The organism is Jatrophihabitans fulvus, assembly GCF_054781375.1.
This window is the reverse complement of the sequence record NZ_BAAGUN010000001.1, coordinates 1268045-1289922: the sequence shown is the minus strand read 5'-3', so window position 1 is coordinate 1289922 and position 21878 is coordinate 1268045. Positions and strand designations below refer to the sequence as shown.

Annotated in this window: 21 protein-coding genes; 7 read left to right on the top strand and 14 right to left on the bottom strand. The window is 73.4% G+C overall.

Going from position 1 to position 21878, the window contains the following annotated elements; genetic code table 11:
* The first annotated feature begins 81 nt into the window (after window positions 1-81).
* Window positions 82-1419: a sensor domain-containing phosphodiesterase gene (locus ACYVP9_RS06305; RefSeq protein WP_460603852.1), complete on the top strand. Its 1338-nt coding sequence runs from the start codon at window positions 82-84 to the stop codon at window positions 1417-1419.
* Here the strand turns inward: ACYVP9_RS06305 and ACYVP9_RS06300 are convergent.
* From ACYVP9_RS06300 to pdhA, 3 genes are read right to left on the bottom strand one after another with little or no spacing between them, the layout of a single operon-like run.
* Entirely contained in the window at window positions 1368-2585 is a 1218-nt protein-coding gene (locus ACYVP9_RS06300; RefSeq protein WP_460603851.1) for a dihydrolipoamide acetyltransferase family protein, read from the bottom strand. The two genes, ACYVP9_RS06305 and ACYVP9_RS06300, sit on opposite strands and share 52 nt — an antisense overlap.
* Entirely contained in the window at window positions 2578-3582 is a 1005-nt protein-coding gene (locus ACYVP9_RS06295) for an alpha-ketoacid dehydrogenase subunit beta (RefSeq protein WP_460603850.1), read from the bottom strand. Before ACYVP9_RS06295 ends, ACYVP9_RS06300 begins: the two co-directional genes overlap by 8 nt.
* On the bottom strand, window positions 3579-4685 hold the full coding sequence (pdhA, locus tag ACYVP9_RS06290; RefSeq protein WP_460603849.1) for a thiamine pyrophosphate-dependent dehydrogenase E1 component subunit alpha: 1107 nt from the start codon (window positions 4683-4685) through the stop codon (window positions 3579-3581). Before pdhA ends, ACYVP9_RS06295 begins: the two co-directional genes overlap by 4 nt.
* A gap of 177 nt (window positions 4686-4862) precedes the next feature.
* On the opposite strand from pdhA, the gene ACYVP9_RS06285 reads away from it, so the two are divergent.
* Both ACYVP9_RS06285 and ACYVP9_RS06280 read left to right on the top strand, forming a co-directional pair.
* Window positions 4863-5303, top strand: coding sequence for an Lrp/AsnC family transcriptional regulator (locus tag ACYVP9_RS06285; protein ID WP_460603848.1), 441 nt, complete (start codon window positions 4863-4865; stop codon window positions 5301-5303).
* Window positions 5300-6157: a serine hydrolase gene (locus tag ACYVP9_RS06280; RefSeq protein WP_460603847.1), complete on the top strand. Its 858-nt coding sequence runs from the start codon at window positions 5300-5302 to the stop codon at window positions 6155-6157. Before ACYVP9_RS06285 ends, ACYVP9_RS06280 begins: the two co-directional genes overlap by 4 nt.
* A gap of 119 nt (window positions 6158-6276) precedes the next feature.
* Here the strand turns inward: ACYVP9_RS06280 and ACYVP9_RS06275 are convergent, their stop codons facing one another.
* From ACYVP9_RS06275 to ACYVP9_RS06240, 8 genes are read right to left on the bottom strand one after another with little or no spacing between them, the layout of a single operon-like run.
* Window positions 6277-7866: a PucR family transcriptional regulator gene (locus ACYVP9_RS06275; RefSeq protein ID WP_460603846.1), complete on the bottom strand. Its 1590-nt coding sequence runs from the start codon at window positions 7864-7866 to the stop codon at window positions 6277-6279.
* 23 nt (window positions 7867-7889) lie between these two features.
* Window positions 7890-8996 carry an o-succinylbenzoate synthase gene (gene menC / locus ACYVP9_RS06270; RefSeq protein WP_460603845.1) on the bottom strand — a complete coding sequence of 369 codons (1107 nt, stop codon included), beginning with the start codon at window positions 8994-8996 and terminating at the stop codon, window positions 7890-7892.
* A complete protein-coding gene (locus tag ACYVP9_RS06265; protein ID WP_460603844.1) occupies window positions 8993-9889 on the bottom strand; it encodes a GNAT family N-acetyltransferase in 897 nt (298 codons plus the stop codon). Before ACYVP9_RS06265 ends, menC begins: the two co-directional genes overlap by 4 nt.
* Entirely contained in the window at window positions 9886-10986 is a 1101-nt protein-coding gene (locus ACYVP9_RS06260) for a M20 family metallopeptidase (RefSeq protein WP_460604305.1), read from the bottom strand. Before ACYVP9_RS06260 ends, ACYVP9_RS06265 begins: the two co-directional genes overlap by 4 nt.
* A 26-nt stretch (window positions 10987-11012) precedes the next feature.
* Window positions 11013-11981, bottom strand: coding sequence for an ABC transporter ATP-binding protein (locus ACYVP9_RS06255; protein WP_460603843.1), 969 nt, complete (start codon window positions 11979-11981; stop codon window positions 11013-11015).
* The gene (locus ACYVP9_RS06250; protein WP_460603842.1) at window positions 11978-13864 is read right to left on the bottom strand and encodes a dipeptide/oligopeptide/nickel ABC transporter permease/ATP-binding protein; all 1887 of its coding nucleotides are present in this window, start codon (window positions 13862-13864) and stop codon (window positions 11978-11980) included. The genes ACYVP9_RS06255 and ACYVP9_RS06250 overlap by 4 nt, the downstream gene beginning before the upstream one ends.
* A complete protein-coding gene (locus ACYVP9_RS06245) occupies window positions 13861-14892 on the bottom strand; it encodes an ABC transporter permease (RefSeq protein ID WP_460603841.1) in 1032 nt (343 codons plus the stop codon). Before ACYVP9_RS06245 ends, ACYVP9_RS06250 begins: the two co-directional genes overlap by 4 nt.
* On the bottom strand, window positions 14892-16505 hold the full coding sequence (locus tag ACYVP9_RS06240) for a periplasmic substrate-binding domain-containing protein (protein WP_460603840.1): 1614 nt from the start codon (window positions 16503-16505) through the stop codon (window positions 14892-14894). The genes ACYVP9_RS06245 and ACYVP9_RS06240 overlap by 1 nt, the downstream gene beginning before the upstream one ends.
* Window positions 16506-16702: 197 nt before the next feature.
* On the opposite strand from ACYVP9_RS06240, the gene ACYVP9_RS06235 reads away from it, so the two are divergent.
* On the top strand, window positions 16703-17305 hold the full coding sequence (locus ACYVP9_RS06235) for an ArsR/SmtB family transcription factor (RefSeq protein WP_460603839.1): 603 nt from the start codon (window positions 16703-16705) through the stop codon (window positions 17303-17305).
* Complete coding sequence (locus ACYVP9_RS06230; protein ID WP_460603838.1) at window positions 17302-18552, top strand: MFS transporter; 1251 nt, start codon at window positions 17302-17304, stop codon at window positions 18550-18552. Before ACYVP9_RS06235 ends, ACYVP9_RS06230 begins: the two co-directional genes overlap by 4 nt.
* On the opposite strand, the gene ACYVP9_RS06225 is transcribed toward ACYVP9_RS06230, so the two are convergent.
* Genes ACYVP9_RS06225 through ACYVP9_RS06215 form a run of 3 tightly spaced genes read right to left on the bottom strand, consistent with a single transcriptional unit; the run spans window position 18515 to window position 20846 of the window.
* Window positions 18515-19321 carry an alpha/beta fold hydrolase gene (locus ACYVP9_RS06225; RefSeq protein WP_460603837.1) on the bottom strand — a complete coding sequence of 269 codons (807 nt, stop codon included), beginning with the start codon at window positions 19319-19321 and terminating at the stop codon, window positions 18515-18517. The two genes, ACYVP9_RS06230 and ACYVP9_RS06225, sit on opposite strands and share 38 nt — an antisense overlap.
* Window positions 19322-19352: 31 nt before the next feature.
* On the bottom strand, window positions 19353-20273 hold the full coding sequence (locus ACYVP9_RS06220; RefSeq protein WP_460603836.1) for a L,D-transpeptidase family protein: 921 nt from the start codon (window positions 20271-20273) through the stop codon (window positions 19353-19355).
* 24 nt (window positions 20274-20297) lie between these two features.
* The gene (locus tag ACYVP9_RS06215) at window positions 20298-20846 is read right to left on the bottom strand and encodes a L,D-transpeptidase family protein (RefSeq protein ID WP_460603835.1); all 549 of its coding nucleotides are present in this window, start codon (window positions 20844-20846) and stop codon (window positions 20298-20300) included.
* On the opposite strand from ACYVP9_RS06215, the gene ACYVP9_RS06210 reads away from it, so the two are divergent.
* The gene (locus tag ACYVP9_RS06210; RefSeq protein WP_460603834.1) at window positions 20821-21372 is read left to right on the top strand and encodes a hypothetical protein; all 552 of its coding nucleotides are present in this window, start codon (window positions 20821-20823) and stop codon (window positions 21370-21372) included. The two genes, ACYVP9_RS06215 and ACYVP9_RS06210, sit on opposite strands and share 26 nt — an antisense overlap.
* A 67-nt stretch (window positions 21373-21439) precedes the next feature.
* A complete protein-coding gene (locus ACYVP9_RS06205; protein ID WP_460603833.1) occupies window positions 21440-21877 on the top strand; it encodes an SRPBCC family protein in 438 nt (145 codons plus the stop codon).
* The last annotated feature ends 1 nt before the right edge of the window (window position 21878 follow it).

Sequence of the window (21878 nt, the reverse complement as noted above, 5' to 3'; positions counted from 1 at the left end):
CCGTCGCCTGCCGATGGTGCGGACGGGTGACGACTGAAGCCAGCGGTCAGCGCCCGCGTCCAGCATGTCCGGAGTCGCCGCGTGACCGCCCACCCCGTTGCCGTCCGGCCTGACCCGCCGGCCGACCGCCACACCCTGTCCGAGCTGCTGCTGGACGGCGGGATCAGGTCGGTGTACCAACCGATCGTCGATCTGTACTCCGGGACGACGGTCGCGTTCGAGGCCTTCGCCCGCGGCCCCGAGGGCCACCCGCTCGCCACGCCGGATCGGCTGTTCGCCGCCGCGGCGCGCGACGGCCTGACGGCCGAGCTGGACAGGGCGTGCCGACGCTCGGCGGTCCGGGGTGCGCGGACGGCACGGCTGGGCCGTCCGCACTCGCTGTTCCTCAACGTCGAACCGGTGGCCCTCACCGGCCGGGACCGGACGGACTTGGGCGACATCGGCATCGCCGCCACGGGCGACGCGACGCGGTTCATCGAGATCACCGAACGCGACGTGGCGTCCGACCCGGTCGCGCTGCTGCGTTTCGTGGCCGCGGCGCGCGAGCGCGGCATGGGCATCGCGCTCGACGACGTCGGCGCCGAGGTCGAGTCGCTGGCCATGCTCCCCCTGGTGCGGCCGGACGTGATCAAGCTCGATCTGCGCCTGGTGCAGGATCGGCCCGACCGGCACGTCGCGGACGTGTTCAGCGCCGTCAACGCCGAGGTCGAGAGATCCGGCAGCGTCCTGCTCGCCGAGGGCATCGAGACCGAGCAGCATCGCGACGTGGCCCTCGGCTGGGGCGCCCGGCTCGGGCAGGGATGGCTGTTCGGCCGTCCCGGACCGCTACCGCGGCGCGCGGACGGGGAGACCGATGCCGGGACGGCGCCGCTGGTGCCGCGTGCCTCGCCGGCCGGCTTCGACCTCGCCGCCGCACCGTTCGACCTCGTCGCGGGCCGGGGCACCGTCCGCACTCTCGCCAAACCGCTGTTGCTCGAGCTCAGTCACCACCTCGAACGGCGGGCGAAGGAGGGGGACGGCAACGCGCTGGTGGTCTCGACGCTGCAGCACGCCCGCTTCCTGACACCGGCGACCAGCCGCCGCTACCGGCGGTTGGCGGGCACGTGCGCGTTCGTGGCCCTGCTGGGCGAGGACCTCGCATCCGAACCCGTCGCGGGTGTGCGCGGCGGCCGCCTGCTGCCCAGCGACCCGGTGCGCGGCGAGTGGGACGTCGTAGTGCTCGGCGCCCAGTACGCCGCCGCGCTGGTGGCGCGCGACCGCGGGGACGACGGGCCCGATGAGCGTCGCCGCTTCGACTACGTGCTCACCCACGACCGCGACACCGTGACCGCGGTCGCGGCGGCCCTGCTCGCCCGGTGCGGGCGGGCCTACGCGTCGCCCAGCGCGACGAGCGGCGACTCGACGCAGTCGGCGAGGTAGCGCAGGAACCCGCCGGCCACTCCCCCGTCGCAGACGCGGTGGTCGAAGGCGAGGGTCAGCTGCGTGACCTTGCGGACGGCCAGCTGCCCGTCGACGACCCACGGCTTGTCGACGATCCGTCCGATGCCGACCATCGCCGCCTCGGGATGGTTGATGATCGCGGCGGAGCCGTCGACGCCGAAGACGCCGTAGTTGTTGACCGTGATGGTTCCGCCGGTGAGGTCGGACGGGGTCAGCTTCCCGTCCCGTGCCGCCGCGGTGCGTTCGGCGAGTGCGTCGGCGAGTGCGCGCAGCGACATCGACGACGCATCCCGGACGACGGGCACGACCAGCCCGCGCTCGGTCTGTGCGGCGAAGCCGACGTGCACGGCGTCGTGCTGCACGACGTCCGAACCGTCGACGCTGGAATTCAGCTCCGGGAAGCGCCGCAGCCCCAGCACGACGAAGCGGGCGAGCAGCGCCAGCACGCCGATTCGGTTGCCGTCCGCCCGGGCCCGCAGCACGTCGCGCGCGGCGAGCAGTTCGGTGGCGTCGACGTCCACCCAGACCGTCGCCTCGGGGATCTCGCGACGCGAGCGGGCGACCATCTCGGCCATCGCGCCGCGCACCCCGCGCAGCGGCGTCCGGGAAGCGGGGTCCGGCTGCCGCTCCTGGCGGGCGAGGGCGGCCTCGACGTCCGCTCGGCGCACGAGACCGTGCGGAGCGGTGGCCGCGAGCGCGCGCAGGTCGAGTCCGGCGTCGCGCGCCTGCTTGCGCACCAGCGGGGAGATGACGGGGACGGGACCCGCCGCGACGGGTTCCGGGGCGGGCTCGGGGACGGCCTCGAGCGCACGCCGGCGCCGGCGGCGCGGCTCGTCCGCGGGCGTGCCGTAGCCGATGAGGACGTTGCCGGAGCCCCCGGCGCTCACGACCCCCGGCTCACGCAGTCCCTGCGCCTCGCCGACGGTGAGCAGCGGCTGCCCGACAGCCAGGCGCGTGCCGGGCTCGGCGTGCAGCGCGGTGACCGTGCCGGCGAACGGCACCGGCACCTCGACGGACGCCTTCGCGGTCTCGACCTCGACGACGGGCTGGTCGATCTGCACGGTGTCGCCGACGGCGACGTGCCACGAGACGATCTCGGCGCCGTCGAGGCCCTCGCCGAGGTCGGGCAGCAGGAAGTCAGGCACGGTCGTCCCACTGCAGCGAGTCGACGGTGTCGAGGATGCGGTCGACGGACGGCAGGTGGTGCTTCTCGAGCGACGGCGGCGGGTACGGCACGTCGAACCCGGTGACGCGGCGGATCGGCGCCTCGAGGTGGTGGAAGCACTGCTCGGTGAGGCGGGCCACGACCTCGGCGCCGTAGCCGAGGAACCCGGACGCCTCGTGGACGACCACGGCCCGTCCGGTGCGCCGCACCTCGGCCACGACCGTCTCGTCGTCGAACGGGGCCAGCGAGCGCAGGTCGACGACCCCGAGGTCACGCCCCTCCTCGGACGCGGCGTCCGCGGCCTCGAGTGCGGTCGCGACGGTGCCGCCGTAGGTGATGATCGTGGCGTCCGCACCCGGCCGCAGCACGGCGGCGCGGTCGATCGCGGGACCCTCCTGGGTGAGCGGTTCGGACGACGTCGTCCAGTAGCGGCGCTTCGGTTCGAGGAAGATCACCGGGTCGGGGCACCCGATCGCCTGGCGCAGCAGGCGGTACGCGTCGGCGGGCGAGCTGGGCGTGACGACACGCAGGCCCGGGGTGTGCGCGTAGTAGGTCTCGGACGAGTCGCAATGGTGCTCGACGCCGCCGATACCGCCGCCGTAGGGGATGCGGATGACCACGGGCAGTTCGACCCGTCCGCGGGTGCGGTTGCGCAGCTTGGCGAGGTGGCTGGTGATCTGCTCGAAGGCCGGGTAGGCGAAGGCGTCGAACTGCATCTCGATCACGGGGACGAGCCCGTTCATGGCCATGCCGATCGCGGTGCCCACGATGCCCGACTCGGCCAGCGGCGAGTCGAACACGCGGCTGTCGCCGAACCGGGCGGCCAGGCCGTCCGTCACACGGAAGACGCCACCGAGGGTGCCGACGTCCTCGCCGAACACGACCACCCGGTCGTCCGCCTCGAGGGCGTCGGCCAGGCCACGGTTGATCGCCTGCGCCATCGACACCGCGGGGGCATCGGCCAGGGTGGCGGTCATGCGTCGGCCAGTTCCGCGCGGAGCATCTCGCGCTGGGCACGCAACGACGCGGGCATGTTTGCGTAGACGTGCGCAAACAGTTCGTCGGGCTGGACGTCGACGTCGGCGTTCATCGCGTCGCGGACGGACGCGGCGAACCGCTCGGCGTCGTGTTTCGCGGCCTCGACCGCGGCGTCGTCGAGCACGCCGCGCTCGCGCAGCAGCGTCTCGAGGCGGGCCAGCGGGTCGCGGGCCAGCCAGTGCTCGACCTCGGCGCTGTCGCGGTAGCGCGTCGCGTCGTCGGCGTTGGTGTGCGCCTCGATGCGGTAGGTGATGGCCTCGACCAGCGTGGGTCCGTGGCCGGCGGCAGCGTGCTCGACGGCCTCGTGCAGCACGGCGTGCATCGCCGCGGCGTCGTTGCCGTCGACGAGCACCGAGCGCATGCCGTAGCCGATGCCCTTGCTCGCGAGCGAGGGGGCGGCCGTCTGCTTGGCCAGCGGCACGCTGATGGCGTAGCCGTTGTTCTGCACCAGGAACACCACCGGCGCCTGCCATACGGCGGCGATGTTGAGGGCCTCGTGGGTGTCGCCCTCGCTGGTGGCGCCGTCGCCGAGCAGCACGAGCGACACCTCGTCGAGCCCGCGCACCTTCGCGGCATGGGCGACGCCGACGGCGTGCAGGGTGTTGGTGGCCAGCGGGGTGCACTGCGGCGCGACACGGTGCTCGTGCGGGTCGTAGCCGCAGTGCCACTCGCCGCGCAGCAGCGACAGCACCTCGGCGGCAGGGACGCCACGGGTCACGGTGGCCATCGAGTCGCGGTAGGTCGGGAACAGCCAGTCGTGCTCGCGCAGCACGCTCGCGGCCGCGACCTGGCACGCCTCCTGGCCGCGGGAGGACGGGTACACCGCGAGCCGACCCTGCTTGGTCAGTGCGGTGGCCTGGGTGTCGAACCGGCGGCCGCGCACCATGCGCACGTACAGCTCGCGCAGCGTCTCGTCCGACGGCATGGCCAGCTCGCCGGTGCCGGTCGGACGGCCGTCGGGCGCGACCAGTGACAGCGGGGTGCTGCTGGGCAGCAGCCCCGGGACCGACAGCGGCGACGTGGGCTCGTGCAGGGTGGTCACGGGCGGCGTCCTCTCGTCCGGCACGGTCGGGGTCGACCAGAGGTTGTCACAGTCTTCCGCCGACCAGGGCCGTTCATCTACGGTGGTGAGAGCGGACGAGACGTCTGAGCCCTCGATGTCTCGTGCGCTGGACATTCGGACCTCCACCGACACCGAACCGAAGGGCGGGCTGGACGAATGGCCGAGCTGGACGACGTCGACCGGCAACTGGTCGCCGCGCTGCAGGCGGACGCGCGCGCGTCCATGCGATCGCTGGCCGAGAAGGTGCACGTGTCGCGGGCCAACGTCTACCAGCGGGTGTCCCGTCTCGAACGCGACGGCGTGATCACCGGGTATGCGGCCACGGTCGACCCGCGCGCGCTCGGGCTCGGCCTGTCGGCGTTCGTCTACCTCGACGTCAAGCAGCACTCGTGGAAGACGTTGCGGCGCAAGGTGCTGCAGATCCCCGAGGTGGCGTCCGGCGCGCTCGTCTCGGGGCAGCACGACATCGTCCTGCTCGTGCGCACCGCCGACGCCGCGGCCCTGCGCGACCTCGTTCTCACGCGGTTGCAGAGCATGCCCGAGGTGCTGTCGACCCAGACGGTGCTGATCTTCGACGAGATGGGACCCGCACGATGACCGACCTCGAGGCGATCCTCGCCGAGCGCGGGCTGCGCGGCTTCGTGCACGCCGTCGACATCGACTCCGGCGCCGAGGTCGGGCTCGGTGCGGACGACGTCGTCGTCCCGGCGAGCGTCTTCAAGATCCCGATCCTGGTCGAGCTGTGCCGGCAGTGGTCGGCAGGTGAGCTCTCCCCCACGCAGCGCGTGCACCTGCCGGCGGGCGAGCTGCTGACCCCCGGCGGCACCGGCTTCTCCATCGTGCAGGACGACGTCGACGTGTCGTTGCGCGACCTCGCGGTCTCGATGATCTCGGTGAGCGACAACCGCGCCACGGACGTCGTCCTCGGCCTGGTCGGGCTCGACGCCGTCAACGCGACGATGCGCTCGCTCGGCCATCCGACCACGCAGCTCGTCGGCGACTGCAACTTCCTGTTCCGCACGATCGCCGAGGATCTCGGCCTGGACGAGCCCGGCGAGGAGCCGGACCCGGCATCGATGATGCACGTGCGCGCGTGCCGGCCGGGCGAGACGACGAGCACCACGCCGCGCGAGACGACGCGGTTGCTCACCCAGCTCTGGACCGACGCCGTGCTCGACCCCGAGGCGTGCGCGCGGGCCCGGCACGTGCTCGGCACCCAGATCTGGCCGCAGCGGGTGGGCTCCGGGTTCCCCGAGTCCGACGTCCGCATCAGCGGCAAGACCGGCACCGTCGGCCCGTGGCGCACCGAGGCCGCCGTCGTCGAGACCGGGGGCGGACGGCGCGTCGCGCTCGCGATCTTCGTCGTCGGCACCCACGCCGGCCCGCGCGACCCCGTCGCCGACGCCGCCATCGGCGCCCTCGCCCGGACGGCCGTCGACGCCCTGCGCTGATCGCCTTTGCGCGCGGGGTGACCGTTACGGACGTCCGAACCGGTCACCTCGGGCGCAAACCTGATCGTCCGGACGGCGGGCCGACCACCTCGAGCACACACCCGTTCGTCCCCGGCGCGCTACCCGCCGTCGGTCAGCGACCGCATGCGCAGCAGCAGCATCGCGGTGAGCCGGGCGTCCGCGTCGTCGAGGTCGAGTCCGCTCACGGCGCGGATGCGCTGCAATCGGTACCGCAGCGTGTTCTGGTGCACGGTGAGCCGTTCGGCGGCGGTCTTCACGTTGCCCATGGCGGCGAGGTACGCAGCCAGGGTGCCGACGAGGTCGGTGTGGTGCTCGGCGTCGTAGGCCTGCAGCGCGGCGAGCGGGGCGTCGTCCGAGAGCCCCGCGTCGCCGTCGGCGCGCATGGCGTCCGAGACCCGCAGCAGCAGCGTCTCGAGGCGGACGTTCTCGGGCGCGGCCAGCCGCTGCCCGGTGCGCAGTCGCAGCACGCCGAGCGCCCGCAGCACGCGATCGGCCTCGGCGCGGCAGGCGGGCAGCCCGGTGAACGACTCGGTCACGCTGCTCAGCGCGACGACGAGGTCGTGGCGGGCGCCGATCTGGGCGACGAGGGCCGAGGCGGCCGTCCGCAACCGGTCGTCGCCCGCGAGGGTCCGCCCGGGCACGACCGCATAGACGACACCGCCTACGAGCGCGGTCGCGGCGTGCGGGTGCAGCACGCCGAAGTGGAACGCGATCACGTCGCGCAGCCCGTCGAGGCCGGTCTCGGCCTCGGGCCGGTCGGCCAGGTCGTGGAACCGGCACGCGACGACCCGCATGGCGCCCGCTCGCAGCTGCAACCGGTCGGCGGCGTCGGCGGCCCGCGGGCCGCCCGCGAGCAGCGTGGCCAGCTGGTCGGCCTGCAACCGCCGGGTCACGTCGGCTCCGACCCGCCGGCGCAACAGGTGCAGTGCCACGACCCGGGCGGCGTCGCGCAGGGCCCGCGCCTGCGCCGCGTCGGGCTCGGAGCGGACGGCCGCCCACACCGAACCCAGCAACTCGTCTCCCGCGCGGACCGCGACGGCCACCCGCGGCACCAGGCCGTCCTCGACCGGCCCGACGAACACCGGCTCGTCGCTGTTGCGCAGGGCGGCGAACACGCCCTGCTGCTGCAGCACCTTGAGGTAGCGGGCGGGCACCCGCCGCCCGAGCACGGTCGCGATGCGTCCCTCGTCGGCCTCGTCCTGGCGCCGTGAGAACGCGAGCACGTTCGAGTGGACGTCCTCGATCGTCACGGGCCCGTCGACCACGGCGGCGATCGCGTCGGCGAGCTCGAACAGCCCGCCGTCGGTGTGCGATGCGGCGGTGACGAACGAGCGGACGAGTTCGGCCACGTGCAACCACACCGCGTCGCGCGCCAGCCGCAGCACGGGCAGCGGGGCGTCGGTGACCGCCACGACATGCGCCTTCAGCACCACCGCAGCGCAGTCGGCGGCGTGGGCCCGAGCCAGCAGGTCGGCCAGCGAGTCGGCGTCGGGCGCACCCACCGCGAGGACGACGTCACCCTCGCTCGCGACGAGCGGTTCGGTGGCGTCGTGCACCACCACACCGCGGACGACCCGCGGCCCGCCGCCGTCGTGCTCGACCACGAGCAGCGGCGCCAGCGTGTCGACCAGCCGCGCGGTGTCGACGCGCGGCGGCGCGGCGGCGGCGTCGTGCACCTCGGCGGGCATGGCGCCAGTATCCCGGCGTCGGCTCAGAGCGAGATCACCTCGCGGGAGACGGTCATCGCCTCGAGCACGTCGGGCAGCACGTCGACGCCCAGCCCCGGGCCGGTCGGCACGGCGATGGCGCCGTCCTCCAGCACGAACGGCGGGGTGATGTCCTGCTCGTAGAACCGGTCGGACGCCGACACGTCGCCCGGCAGGACGAATCCCGGCAGCGCGGCCAGCGCCAGGTTGGCGGCGCGGCCGAGCCCGGTCTCGAGCATGCCGCCGCACCACACGGGCACGCCGTGCGCCCGGCAGACGTCGTGCACGCGCCGTGCCTCGAGGTACCCGCCGACCCGTCCGGGTTTGACGTTGACGATCGCGCAGGCGCCCAGCGCGATCGCGTCCGCGGCTGTTTTCGCCGAGACGATCGACTCGTCCAGGCAGATGGGCGTACGGACGCGCCGGGCGAGCTGCGCGTGCTCGGTGAGGTCACCCTCGGCCAGGGGCTGCTCGATGAGCAGCAGGTCGAACGGGTCGAGCGCGGCGAGCCGGGGCGCGTCGGCGAGGGTGTAGGCGGCGTTGGCATCGACCTGGAGCAGTGCGTCGTCGCCGATCGCCTCGCGGACGGCGCGAACGGGTTGGACATCCCAACCCGGTTCGATCTTCAACTTGATCCGGGCGTACCCCTGGGCCACGTAGTCCTTCACCACGGCGACGAGGGACTCGACATCGTCCTGGATTCCTACCGACACCCCGGGTGCGACCCGGTCACGCACCGAGCCCAGGTGGTCGGCGAACGACGAGCCCGCCGCGCGCAGCTCGGCGTCGAGCACCGCCATCTCGAGCGCGGCCTTGGCCATCCGCTGGCCCTTGAACGGCAGGAGCAGCTCGGCGACCTCGGCCGCCCGCAGCCGGGGCCGGGCGAGCAGGGCGGGCACGAGGTGCCGGCGCAGCACGATCGCGGCCGCGTCGTTGAACTCCTCGGAGTAGAGCGGGTCGTCCATGGCGACGCATTCGCCCCACCCCTCGCCCACGTCGGTCACCGCACGCAGCAGCAGGGCGGCCCGGCGGGTCTGCGTGCCGAACGACGTGCGGAACGGTGAGCGCAGCGGCAGTTCGACCCGCCGCAGCTCGACGGCCTCGAGCTTCACGGTGTTCCCCCTTCGTTCCCGAGCGCGCGCTCGAGCACGTAGTAGCCGTCGCGGCCGAAGTCGGTGACCGTCCAGCCTTCGTCCATCAACCCGCCGAGGGAGTCGCGGACGGCCGTTCGCCAGGCCGTTCCCAGAGCGGGGTCGGCGACCCGCAGCGTCTCGATGTCGGCCGGCACCCGCACGAGCCGCACCGGCGCCGACGACGGACGGGCGGACGGTGCGTCGTCCACGACGTCGAGCACGATGCCGGCGCCCGCCGCGAGCAGGTCGGGCACCGGCCGGGTGACCTCGCGCCCGGCGAGCACCGCCGAGGTGCGCGCCCCGAGCAGCGGCCACGAGACCTTGACCCGGTCGGTGGCCTGCCCGGTGTTGATCGAGTCGTTCATGACGCCGTAGAAGTCGACCAGGTAGCGGGTCGGCAGCGCGCCGAGCTTCGCCGCGTTGAAGAACGCGTTGCGCCGGATGAGGGGGTCGAACGTCCACCCGATGCTCGACAGGCCGTGCTCGAGGGCCCAGGCGCGCTGGTCCAGCTTGAGGGCGCGGCCCACGTGCCGTCCGCCGGTGGACGGGACGACCCCCGCGATGTGCGAGTGCAGCTCGCGCGCGGGCTCGACGCTGAGGAAGCCGAAGCAGACGCCGACCGGGCGGGTGCCGTCCCACGCCAGCACGCAGTAGTTGCCCGCGTGGGTGAGCGCGCGCAGGAAGTCGATGCGCACGGTGGTCTGACCCGCGGGTGGCCGCCAGATCTCGTCGACGACGTCGCAGACGACCTGCAGCATCGCCATGTCGCGCACCTGCTCGATGCGCACGCCCGACCGCAGCGCGGCCTCGGTGGCGAGCAGGCGCGCCTCGGGTGCGGCGCCGAGCACGGCGGGCAGGTCGAGCGCCGTCATCCCGTCACCTCCGAGATCAGGGCGGCGAGCAGTGCGGCGCGCTCGGGCAGGTGGCGGGCCAGCACGTGTTCGTCGTCCGCGTGCGCGCCGCCACCCACGGCGCCGAGGCCGTCCAGCGTGGGTGTGCCGACGCCGGCGGTGAAGTTGCCGTCCGACGCGCCGCCGACGGCCACGTCGTCGAGCTCGCCGAGACCCAGCTCGCGGTGGCACCGGCGCGCCCGCTGCAGCAGGTCGGCCGACATCGCGTCCTCGAGCGGCGGGCGGTTGATGCCGCCCGAGACCGTGACGCCGGTGCCGAGCACGGTCGGGCCGATCGCGCGCAGTTGGGCGTCGACGCGCTCCTGCTCGGCGAGCGTCCACGCGCGGGCGTCGACCGCCAGCCGGGCCTCGGCCGGGATGGTGTTCGTCGTCGTCCCCGCCGTCGACGCCGTCGGGCTCACGGAGGTGCCCCTGGCCGCGTCGGCGAGGGCGGCGATGCGCAGCACCTGGTGGGCGAGCTCGACACCGGCGTTCGCGCCCCGCTCGGGTTCGAGGCCGGCGTGCGCCGCCCGTCCGGTGATCTCGAGCGTGTACATCGACGCGCCCTTGCGGGCGCTCTTCAGCGCGCCACCGTCGGCGGACGCCTCGAGCACGAACGCGGCGGCGGCGCGGCGCGCCTCGGCCTGGATCAGGTCACGCGAGTCGGGTGAGCCGATCTCCTCGTCGCCGGTGACCAGGACGGTCACGTTCGGTGTGCCCGCGTCGCGCAGCGCGGCGACCGCGTGCCACAGCACGACGAGTCCGGCCTTCATGTCGAAGCAGCCGGGCCCGCGCAGCACCGGCCCGGCGTCGGTCTCGGTGACCGACCAGGGCAGCCGCTCGAGGGTGCCGAGCGGCCACACCGTGTCGTGGTGACCGACCAGCAGCACCCGCTCCCACGCGTCCGGGTCGCCCATCGTCCAGCGCAGGTGCGTGGCACCGCGCACGTCCAGGGTCTCCGGCTCGGCGCCGAGGTACGGCGACGCGAGTTCCGCGACGAGCGCGGCGCTGCGGCGGCAGGCGTCCTGGTCCTTCGAGGGCGACTCGCAGCGCACCAGCCGTCCGGTCTCGTCGATCATCGCGTCGAGGCGTTCGGCGAACGAGGTCACGCGGTCTCCCCGGCGAAGTGGCACGCAGCCCGGTGCGGACGCTCGGCGGCGCCTGCGGACGGGTCGTCGGTGCGGCAGAGCTCCCGCGCGTCGTCGACCAGCGGCCCCACCGGACAGCGCGGATGGAAGCGGCACCCCGGCGGCGGGGCGTGCGGGTCGGCGGGTTCGGCGACCAGGCGCGCGTCCGCCGGGCGGTGCAGCAGGTCCGGGTCGTCCAGCGACGGGACGGCCGACAGCAGCAACCGCGTGTACGGGTGCTGCGGGTTCGCCACCAGCTCGTCCGGCGGGGCGACCTCGACGACGCGGCCGAGGTACATGACCGCGACGACGTCGCTGACATGACGGACGACCGCGAGGTTGTGCGAGATGAACAGCACCGACAGCGCGAGTTCGCGCTGCACCTCGCGCAGCACGTTGAGCACCGCGCCCTGCACGGACACGTCCAGGGCGGACGTGATCTCGTCGGCGACGAGCACGTCCGGACGGGCGGCGAGCGCCCGCGCGAGGGCGGCGCGCTGCCGCTGCCCGCCCGACAGCTCACCCGGCAGCCGTCCGGCCAGGGCACCGTCGAGCTGGACCAGTTCCAGCAATCGCTCGGCCTCGGCACGTCGGGCACGGCGGTCGAGATCGGGACGCGCCTCGCCGATCGCGTCGCCGATGCGCTGGCGCGGGTCGAACGCCGACTGCGGGTCCTGGAACACCATCTGCACAGGACGCCGGCCGCGGCGCACCATGATCGGGGCGCCGTCGAGCAGGATCTCCCCCGACGTCACCGGCGCGAGCCCGACGGCGGCGCGGGCGAGCGTCGACTTGCCCGAACCCGACTCGCCGACGAGCCCGACCACCGCACCCGGTGGCACCGTGAGGTCGACGCCGTCGACGGCCTGCAGCGCGGTGCGGCCGCTGCCGTAGCGGACGCCCACGTCGCGGAACGCCAGCTCGTGTCCGGTGACGACGGCGGTCACGGTGCCACCTTCTCGGTCGAGACCGTCCGCACGGCACGGTGGTCCGGCGCCTGCGGGTGGAAGCACGCGGCGCGTCCGGACGGCGTCGCCACGAGCGGCGGCTCGGCCGTGCGGCACCGCTCGTCCGCGAAGGCGCAGCGGGGTGCGAACGCGCACCCGTCCGGCACCGCGCCGGGCGCGGGCGGACGTCCGGGGACGGTCGCGAGCGGCTCGTCGCGCGCGGTCGTCATCGTCGGCAGCGAGGCCAGCAGCCCCCGCGTATAGGGGTGGCGGGCGTCCTCGCGGATCGACGCGGCGGCGACCTCTTCGACGACCCGCCCGGCGTACATCACGACGATGCGCTCGCACATGGAACCGACGACGGCGATGTCGTGCGAGATGAGCAGCAGCGCGGCGCCGCTTCTCGCACGGGCCTCGCCGACCAGACGCAGCACGTCGCGCTGCACGGTGACGTCCAGGGCGGTGGTGGGTTCGTCGGCGATGAGCAGCTTGGCGTCGCCCATCAGGCCCATCGCGATCATCGCGCGCTGCCGCATGCCGCCGGAGAACTCGTGCGGCAGCTGCCGCGCGCGGCGCTCGGCGGCGGGGATCCGCACGGCCCGCAGCCGCTCGACCGCCTGCCGCATCGCCGATGCGCGGTCGGCGCCGGCGTGCACGACGGCCACCTCGGCGAGCTGCCGGCCGACCCGCATGACCGGGTTCAGCGAGCTCATCGGGTCCTGGAACACGAAGGCCATCGAGTCGCCCAGCCGCGCGCGCAGTCGCCGTCCGGACAGGCCCGTCAACTCGGCGCCGTCGAAGGTGATCGCGTCGGCGCGGACGTCCGCCGGTTCGGCGAGCAGTTGCGCGACGGCGAGCGCGGTGAGGCTCTTGCCCGAGCCGGACTCGCCCACGATGCCGACGGCCTCGCCCGGCGCGACCGTGAGGTCGACCTCCCGGACCGCCTCGTGGGTACGCCCGTCCTCGAGCGGGAAGCGGACGGACAGCCCCTGCACCCGCAGCAGTGCGTCGGTGTCGGCGACCTCGCCGCCCGGACGCTCGCGCCGGGCAGTACGGGCGCGGGGCGCCCGTCCGCCCAGCACCTGCGCGGCGAGCTCGCCGCCGAGGTTCAGCGCGAGACCGGCGACGACGATGGCGAGTCCGGGTGCGACGGCGGCGGCCGGGTTCGTGTAGACGCTGTTGACGCCCTCGTTGAGCAGCCGTCCCCAGTCGTAGGACGGGCTCTGCACCCCGAGGCCGAGATAGGACAGGCCGGCGAACGCGAGCAGGTTCGCGCCGGCGGCGATGGTGGCGTTCACCGCGAGCGGTTCGGCGATGTTGGGCCAGATGTGGCGGGCGAGCAGGCGCAGGCGCCCGACCCCCAGCACGCGCGCCGCCGCGATGTAGTCGCGGGCGGCGACGGACGCCGCGAGCGTCTGCGTCAGCCGCGCGAACCACGGCGCGCCGGCGATGCCGAGCGCGAGCACCGCGCCGGTCGCGCCGACGCCCACCACCGTCGCGACGAAGATGGCGAGCAACACGGCCGGGAAGGCGATCGCGGTCGACACGACCGCCGCCACGAAGCGTCCGACGCGCGGGCCGGTGATGGCGGGCACGCTGCCGATCGCGACGCCGACCACGACGGCGATCACGGTGGCGGCGACCGACAGCCCGACCGACAGCCGGGTCGCGACGAGCACCCGCAGGAAGATGTCGCGGCCACCGGCGTCGGTGCCGGCGAGGTGCGCGCCGGACGCCGGACGGCTGATGGCGTCGGTGTCGTAGCGGGCGGCGGCGTCACCCCAGATCATCGGGGAGACGATCGCGAACGCGGCCACGAGCAGCACCGAGACGAGCGCGGCGATGCCCATGCCGGAGCGCGCGAGCCGCCGGAACGTGGTCATGCCTGCGCCCGGATGGTGGAGCGCGGGTCGACCGCGGCGAGCAGCAGGTCCACGAGGAGGTTGATCAGCAGTACGAGCACGCCGTAGACGAGCACGATGCCCTGCACGACCGGGAAGTCCTTCTTGATGATCGAGTCGACCATGGTCGGCCCGAGGCCGGGCCACGCGAGCACGCTCTCGACGAGCACCGTGCCGGCGACGAGACCTGTGAGCACGAGACCGGTGACGGTCAGCGATCCGGTGAGCGCGTTCGGCACCGCGTGGCGCAGGTAGACGCGCGCCGGCGGCAACCGCTTGGACCACGCGGTGCGCACGTAGTCCTGCTCGAGCACTCCGAGCGTCTCGATGCGCACGATCCGGGCCATCGCCGCGGCCGGTCCGAGGGCAAGGGCGACGACCGGGATGACGTACGACGCGGACGTGCCGTCGTACGCGGCGGGCAACAGCGTGGTCGCCACGGCGAGACCGGCGACCAGGACGACCGCGAGCACGAAGTCGGGGATCGTCGCGAGCACGACCGCGACGGTCGTGAAACCCAACTCGGTGCCGCGACGACGTCCGCGCTGCGTGACGATCGCCATCGCGATGCCGATGGGGAACGCGAGCAGCACGGCGACGACGAAGGCCAGGCCGGCCAGCACCAGGGTGTTCGGCAGTCGTTGCGAGATGACGTCGGCGACGGGCAGCTGCAGCTGGATCGATTCACCGAGCCGGCCGGTCAGCAGGTTGCCGATGTAATGCCAGTACTGCGTCAGCAACGGGTCGTCGAGACGCAGTTCGCGACGCTTCGCCTCGACGGTCGCCACCGAGGCCTGCGCGCCGAGCGCGGCGCGTACCGGGTCGCCCTTGATCAGGTGGACGATGAGGAAGGAGAACGTGACGAGCACCCAGACCGACACCAGCAGGCGGACGAGCCGCCGGGCGAGGAAGGCCGGCCAGCCCCCGATCGACCTGCCGCGGCGCAGCGGCGCAGTGATGGCGTCCCCCGACGTCACCACCGCGCCCGCACCGGCGAGCTGCTCGGACATCAGGCCGTGCGCAGCCGCAGGGTCGCACCCCAGATCTGGCCGCCCGGTGCCGTGACCTGCGCCTTGCGCAGGTAAGTACGGGTGATCGACGTGTAGAGCAGGGACGGGTTGTAGCTCGCCGCCAGCGCCTTCTCGGCCCGGGCCCAGTCGGCGCAGCTCGCCGTGCCCACCTTCGGCGTCGCCTTCTGCACCGCGGCGTCGTAGGCGGCGTTGGAGATGTGCGGGAAGTTCGCACCCTTCGGGGCCGGCGTGCCCGACACGAAGGCCACCATCTGCGACGGCAGGTTGAAGGTGAAGCTCGAGAAGGCGGCGTCCCACGCGCCGGTCTGGAACAGCGCCTGGTTCAGCTGCGCCTCGGGCAGCGTCTTCAGGCTGGTCTGCACCCCGAGCTTCTTCCACTGTGCGAGCAGGTACTCGGTGCCCGCCTGCCGGGCGTCGGAACCCTTGCGGTCGTAGATGAAGGAGAGCGACAGCTTGGTGCCGTTCTTGACCCGGACACCGTCGCTGCCGAGCTTCCAGCCCGCGCTGTCGAGCAGCTGCTTGGCCTTCGCGACGTCGGGCGCGGGCAGCGCACCGCTCAGCGGCGACTGCGAGGCGCACGCGTTCGGCTGCAGCGTGATGTACGAGCGGGGCTGCTGGGCGTTGTTGCCGGTGGCGATGCGGGACAGCGCGGCACGGTCGACGCCGAGGACGAGAGCCTCTCGCACCGCCGCGTCCGCACCCGGGCGGCCGGCCGTCTGGTTGAACCACACCTCGCCGGAGGTGTCGACCGAGTCGATCGTGGGCAGGTTCAGCGGGTTCAGGCGCGCGGTGTCCGGGCCGGTCACCTCGCCCATGTTCAGTGACCCGTTCAGCAGCAGGTTGGCCGTGGTCGACACGTTCGTGACGACCCGCACCTTGACCGCGTCCGGCGTGCCCTCGCCCTCGAGTTTCGCGCCGTCCGGGCCCCACGCGTACCCCTTGCGCGGGGCGAAGTCGTAGCTGTCGTTGGCCACGGCGTTCTTGAGCACCCACGGTCCGGTGCCGGCCGTCTTCGTCGCGATCGACTTGTGGTCGTCGAGTCCCGAGCGGCAGATGACGTACACGCCCGAGAGCTCGGTGAGCAGGAAGCCGTCCGCGGACGGCGACGTGACCGTCACCGTGCCCGCTGCGTCGTCCGCCTTCACGGTCGTGCCCTGCTTGACGAGCACGTTCAGCAGCGGCGAGGCGTTCTTCGGGTTCGCGATGTAGCTGACGTTGTCAGCGACGTCGGTGGCGGTGAGCTTCGAGCCGTCGGAACAGGTGACGTCCTTGCGCAACGTGAACGTCGCCGTGGTCGCCGTCGACGACCACTTCTGCGCCAGGCCGCTCACGAAGGTGCCGTCCGCCTTCTGGTACACGAGCGTGTCGTAGGCCAGGCCCAGCACGGACCGGGCCACGCTGCTCGGCGTCATCGACGGGTCGAGGTTGCCGGGATCGCTGGCCACGCCGATGGCGAAGGTGCCGCCCTTCGCCAGCGTGCCCTTCGCACTGCCCGAACCCTTCGGCGACGGCGAGTCGTCCGCCGCGCTGCACGAGGCGAGCAGCGTGACCGCGACCGCCAGCGGCGCGACGAGGAACGTGGACCGGCGCATGGAACCCCCTGGGCGTCGGACCGGCCGGTGCCGGTCGTCCGCACATCGTCCGCGACGGCACCGTGGCGGCCCCATGGAGAGGTCTACCAACATCGCCCCCCGGCATCGTGCGATCGCCCAATCCCCCCGGCCCGCCTCGGTCGGGCTTTCCCAAACAATGTTTGCAATCCTTTCTTTGCAAAGCTAGCTTGGCAAACGTGGAACGGTCCCGGATCGAGCTCGACGCGACGACGCTCAAGGCCCTGGCGCACCCGCTGCGCATGCAGATCATGCGGTTGCTGCAGCTGCGCCGGCAGGCCAGCGTCACCTCCCTCGCCGAGGCGACCGGCGAGACGACGGCCGCGATCAGCTACCACCTGCGGCAACTCGCGCGGCACGGGTTCGTCGAGGAGTTCACCCCCGAAACCCCTCCCCCGCCCGCCGAGGGCAAGAAGGCCACCGGGCGACCGCAGCGCTGGTGGCGCGAGGCCGTCGACACCATCCACATGTCCGGGTTCGACATGCAGTCCGACCCCACGACCCGAGAGGCCGCCCAGTTCCTGTTGCGTGACATCGCCGCGAACCGCGCCCGCACCCTCGCGCACTGGTTCGCCACCGCCACCGAATGGTCCGAGACTTGGCAGCGGGCGTCCAGCGACGGCGACCAGGTGCTGCACCTCGACCCGGCCCGGACCCGGGCCCTGGCCGACGAACTGCAGGCGGTGGTCGAGCGGTTCGCGTCGTCGCCGCCGACCGCGGACACGCGTCCGGTCGAGGTGCAGCTCGCGGTCTTCCCGGCCGACGACGGGACGCGGGCGTGAGGTACGGCGCCCGCTTCTGGCGGCTGTACGCGGCGACGGGCGCATCCGATCTCGCCGACGGCATCGGTCGGACGGCACTGCCGCTCGCCGCCGCGGCGTACACCCGCGACCCGTTCCTGATCTCCGGACTGGTGACGTTCGCGTTCCTGCCGTGGTTGTTGTTCGCGCTGCCGAGCGGCGCGCTGGTCGACCGGCTCGACCGGCGGCGTGCGATGGCGATGGCGAACACCGCCCGGGCCGCGACGACGGCTGCGCTCACGGTGCTGCTGGTGACCGGTGAGGGCGGCATCGTGGCGCTGTACGTGTGCGCGTTCGTGCTCGGCCTGGCCGAGACCGTGTACGACAGCGCGGTCCGCGCGCTGCTGCCGCAGGTCGTGCGGCGCGACCAGCTCGACGGCGCCAACAGTCTGCTCACCGTCGAGGAGACGGTGGGCCAGACGTTCGCGGGCGCGCCCATCGGGGCCGCGCTGTTCGCGGTTGCCGTGTCGCTGCCGTTCGTGCTCAACGCCGCCGGCTTCGCCCTCGCCGTCGTGCTCATCCTGTCGTTGCGCGGCGGGTACCGACCGGTGCGCGAGGAGCCCACATCGCTCCGGGCCGACATCGCCGAGGGGGTGCGGTGGTTGCGCGGACATGCCCTGCTGCGCGGCCTCACGATGGTGTCGGCGTGCCAGGCCTTCTCGCAGTCGATGGCCTCCTCGCTGCTCGTGCTCTACGTGCTCGAGGTCGTCCACCTGCCCGCGAGCGCCTTCGGCCTGCTGCTGGCCGCGGGCGGGGTGGGTGCCGTCGCCGGTGGCCTGGTCACCCCGCCGCTCGCGCGGCGGTTCGGGCGCGGACCCGTGATCACCGCCGGCGCGGTGACGAGCGCGCTCAGCCTCGGCGCGATGGCCGCGACGTCCAACGGGTACGTGGCGGGCGCCCTGTTCGCGGTCGAGTCCGTCGGCGTCATGACGTGGAACGTGCTGACGATGTCGCTGCGGCAGGCGTTGATCCCCGAGGCGTTGTTCGGGCGCGTACAAGGTGCCTATCGGACGGTGGTGTGGGGCGGCATCCCGCTCGGTGCGCTGGCCGGCGGCGCAATCGCGTCGTGGATCGGCATCCGGGGCGTCGTCGTGGTCGCGGCGTCGCTGCTGCTCGGGATGTCCGTCGTGCTCGGACGCCTGCTGCGCCGGCACCGCCCGCTGCTCGTGCGTATCGAGCCCGAGGTCGGCGTCAGCGAAGACAGTGCCGTCGCAGCAGCGATGCCGTGACGTCGGGCTGCTCCCACCAGAACAGGTGCCCCACGCCGTCGAGAGAGTGCAGCTCGGCGTCCGGGACGAGGGAGGCGATGAGCTCGCCGTTGGCGTACTCGAGCATCTCGTCCGCGGTGCCGTGCACGACGAGCGTCGGCGCGGTGATCTGCGGCAGCCGGGCGCTGGTGTCGTGCCCGAACGCCGCCTTCGCCTGGCGCAGCACGACCGGCACCGGCACGCGCACCGACAGGCTGGTGCGGGTGAACGGTGCGAAGTGCGACTCGTCCTCGCGGAACGCGGGTCCGAGGTTCGCCTCGTAGGCGACGCGCATCGCGCCGTCGAGATCGCCGGCTCCCATCGCCTGCATCATGCGCAACGGTCCGGGCGCGGCCAGCGACGAGCCGGGACCGCCGCAGTAGGTGCAACCGAGCGTCAGCGTCCGCACCCGGTGCGCGTGGTTCAGGACGATCTCCTGCGCGACCATGCCGCCCATCGAGATGCCCATGACGTGGGCGACGTCGAGGCCCGCGGCGTCCATCACGGCGACGGCGTCGTCGGCGAGCTCGGCGATGGTGAAGTCGCCGCCGTCGGGGTCGGTGCTGTCGCCGATGCCTCGGTGGTCGAACGTGATCACGTCGAAGTCGGCGGCGAGCGCGTCGAGGAACGAGTCGCCCCACAGCGCGTGGTGGCCGGCCATGCCCTGCACGAGCAGCAGCGGCGCGCCGCCGTCGTTCGGGCGCGGACGCTGCCAGGAGATCGCGCGGTTTCCCGCCTGCACGTGTGGCACGGACGCCACGCTAGTGGACCCGGGGCGCGGGTCAGCGGGTGCCGATGAGGATGCGCGGGTGCTGCCGCGGGTCGAGCCATCGCATGACGTCGACGAGGCGCCCGAGGTCGATCGCGACGCACCCCGCGGTCGGCTCGCCGCCGGTCGCGTGCAGGAAGAACGCGCTGCCCGCGCCCTGCCGCACCCCGCCCGGGGCGTTGCGGGTGTTGTAGTCGATGACCACGGCCTGCTGGTACTCGGGGACGATCGAGTACAGGTGCTCGTTGATGCCGCGCTCGTAGCCGCAGCTGCCGCACCGCTGGTGGGTGTTGTAGAGCGGTCCCGAATTGCTGATCCAGTAGTCGGACGGGTTCGTCGCGAAGTAGGGCAGCCGCGTGCCCGGGTTGCCGTTGCGCCCGAACGCCTGCGTGAGCGTGAAGCTGCCCGCGGGCGTGCGGGTGCTGCCCTCGCTCGCCTGCCCGACGCCGCCGCTGCCGACGTAGGCGGAGCTCGGCGGCCCGACCGTCCGCCAGCCGCCCGCGACCTTGCGCCACCGCTGCAGGGTGCCGGTCGTGTCACCGGGGCCGTCCGTGACCACGGTGACGACCTGGCGCGCGTCCGCGGTCGGCAGCGCCAGCGGCAACCGTCCGGCCCGCGGACGGACGGCGGTCGACGATGTCGACGGACGGGCGGACGAGGTCCGCGTCGGCAGGGGCTTCGGTTTCGGCTTCGACTTCGGCTTCGTCGTCGGCTTCATCATTGGCTTCGTCGTCGTCCGGCGGGCCGGAGCGGACGTCTGCGACGGGGTGGTCGGCGTCGCGGCCGGGCTCGTGACCGTGCTCGTCGACGACGTGCTCGACGCCACGGACGGGCTCGGCGAGGCGGGCGCCTCACCGCCGGACGAACAGCCGGCGAGGGCGACGGCGGCGACCGCGGCGGTCAGCCACGCGCGAGCGGAGCGGGGGACGCGCATGCGTCCCACCCCATCACATGCCGGTCAGGTGACACCGATGAGGATGCGCGGGTGGGACCCCGGGGTCATCCAGCGCAACAGGCTCACCAGGTTCGGCTGCGGGATCGACACGCACCCCGCGGTGGGCTCCCCGCCGGACACGTGCAAGAAGAACGCGCTGCCCGCGCCCTGCCGCACCCCGCCGGGGGCGTTGCGGGTGTTGTAGTCGATCACCGCGGCGTAGTTGTACTCCGGGTTCACGTACGCCAGGCGCTCGTTGACGCCGTTGTCGTAACCGCAGCTGCCGCAGCGCTGGTGCGTGTTGTACTTCGACCCGCCGGTGCTGATCCAGTAGTCGTCCGCGTTGGTGCGGAAGTAGCGCAGTGCCGTGCCCGGGTCGCCGTAGCGGCCGAAGGCGAGCGTGACCGTCCAGCTGCCGGCGGGCGTCTTGGACGTCGACTCGCTGGCGCGGCCGATGCCGTCCGCACCGACCCACGCGCCGATGGGACCGCCGTGGCGCGCCCAGCGTCCCGGGCCGAGCTTCGTCCAGGCCTGCAGCGTGGCGCGCGTGCTCCAGGACGACGACGCGGTCACCGTGATCACCCGCGTCGCGGTCCCCGTCGAGTACCCGAGCGGCAGGGCCCGTCCGGGCTTCGCGGCCGGACGCGGCGCCGGGCGCGGGGTCGAGCGCGGGGTCGAACGAGGAGCAGGCGGCGGAGTGGTCCGGACGGTGGTCCGGGGCGCCGGCTGCGCCGTGGTGCGCGGTGCCGGACGGGAGGTGGTGACCGGGGCCGCGGTCGTGCCGGGTGCGGCCGAGGTGGTGGCCGGGGTCGGGGCCGAGGTCGCGGCGGGGGCCGACGGCCGCGCCGTCGTGCTCACCGGTGTCGACTCCACCCGCAGCCGCGCCGAGGTCGAGGGGACGGCCACGGCGTCGGAGTCCGGGAGGAACGCGGGCCGGCTCGTCGGTTCGGCGGCCGCCGCGGTGGTGCTGCGGGACGGCGCCGGGCGTCCGGCCTGGGTCATTCCGATCACGACGGCGGCGCAGCCGGCGACCGCCGCGCAGGAGACGACGCCACCCACGACCCGTCCGATACTCATGGGGCCAGTGTGCCACGTGTGAAGGATGTGACTGAAGTGACGCACGGGCATGGTTCTGCTCCGTGCAACCCACCTGCCACGCTGGACCGATGATCACCGTCGAACGCTCCGCGACCGTGAACCGTCCGGTCCCGGCCGTGTTCGCCTACCTGGCCGACTTCACCCACACCGAGCAGTGGGACCCGGGCACGGTGACCACGACCCGCCTCGACGACGGGCCGTTGCGCGTCGGTGCCCGCTTCCGCAACGTCTCGCGCTACCGCGGCCGCACCACCGAGCTCGAGTACCGCGTCGAGCGCTTCGAGCTCGACACCCGGCTCACGTTCGTCGGCGACAACCGCACCGTCGAGGCGACGGACGACCTCACGTTCACCGGCCGCGGCGACACGACGCACATCACCTACCGGGCGCACTTCAGCTTCAAGCGCGTCTACCGCTTGGCCGAGCCCTTCCTGCGCCGCGGGTTCGAACCCGTCGCGGACGAGACGGTCGCGCAGCTGGTCGCGACGCTCGAACGCGAGCTCTGAC